Origin of the sequence: Petrocella sp. FN5, assembly GCF_029210395.1 — a bacterium.
Taxonomy (GTDB): Bacteria; Bacillota; Clostridia; order Lachnospirales; family Vallitaleaceae; genus Petrocella.
In genome coordinates this window covers 1-1005 of sequence record NZ_JARGDP010000201.1, presented here as the reverse complement: position 1 = coordinate 1005, position 1005 = coordinate 1, and the positions used below count along the sequence as shown (strand labels likewise).

The following is a 1005-nucleotide window of genomic DNA, read 5'->3' as shown; positions in this document are numbered from 1 at the left end:
TGTGGTTGCTACATTCACACACTTTTAGCAACTATACACAAAATAGCTTTTTAAAAGCAAAAAAAAACGCTAGCCAACTTCGTGACTAACAGGTCTCTATTATACTGTATTAACTTTTGTTACACCATCAAACCGGAAGAACTGTCCCTCTGGTTTTGTTACATTGAATAATTTCAATTAAACCATCTTCTAAATCATAGACCAGTCGATTACAATCATCTATTCTTTTGCTCCAGCCTTTTCTATATTTAAGCGACTCTGGTTTACCAATACCATCATTTCCATTCCGTTCTATATCCTTCAGTAATTTGTTAATTCTTTTTAATGTCTTTTTGTCTTGAGTCTGCCAATATAAATACTCTTCCCATGCTTGTTCTGAAAATATTAATCTACTCATTTTCCATTGCCTCAAGTTCTTCCATTGTTTTAGAAATAACTTTACCTTGTTTAATCTGTTCAATCGATTCATCAATTGCTTTTAGATTATTAACACTATAAAAAGGATCAATGGATACTTCAAAAGGAATTCTATGCTCACGACTCATTTTCTTTGCAAATATAGTAAAAGCTGTTGTAATATTAAGTCCTAGTTCTCTACAAGTTTCTTCCATCTCTTTTTTTAATTCATCATCTATACGTATGCTTATTGTTGTCTGCTTCATCTTATCACTTCCCTTCTATCATTATTATAATTCAGTATAATCATTTAGTCAATACATAGTATTTACATTGTATTGACAAATTCATAAAGCTAAATATCGATAACGACTTAGATTCTAAGAGTATTTATTAAACTTCTATTTCACATATAGGTAAAAAATGACCGCTAGCCAAATTCATGATTAACGGGTCTTGCTTATACTGTATTAACTTTTAATACGTCTTACAACCCGAAGGAACTGTCCCTCTGGTTCCGGTTGTTATTGATAAATATCTTTGCGGTGACCTAGCTCTATGATTGTAATTAGAATCTTTTTATCTTCGATTTTTGCCAAAATACGATAT

At 31.1% G+C, this 1005-nt stretch carries 2 protein-coding genes; both read right to left on the bottom strand.

All coding sequences use genetic code 11. The features are described 5' to 3' along the window. Positions 1 to 127 precede the first annotated feature (127 nt). Positions 128 to 397 carry a Txe/YoeB family addiction module toxin gene (locus P0N36_RS15485; RefSeq protein WP_275843792.1) on the bottom strand — a complete coding sequence of 90 codons (270 nt, stop codon included), beginning with the start codon at positions 395 to 397 and terminating at the stop codon, positions 128 to 130. Next, entirely contained in the window at positions 390 to 662 is a 273-nt protein-coding gene (locus tag P0N36_RS15480; RefSeq protein WP_125137198.1) for a type II toxin-antitoxin system RelB/DinJ family antitoxin, read from the bottom strand. Before P0N36_RS15480 ends, P0N36_RS15485 begins: the two co-directional genes overlap by 8 nt. Positions 663 to 1005 lie beyond the last annotated feature (343 nt).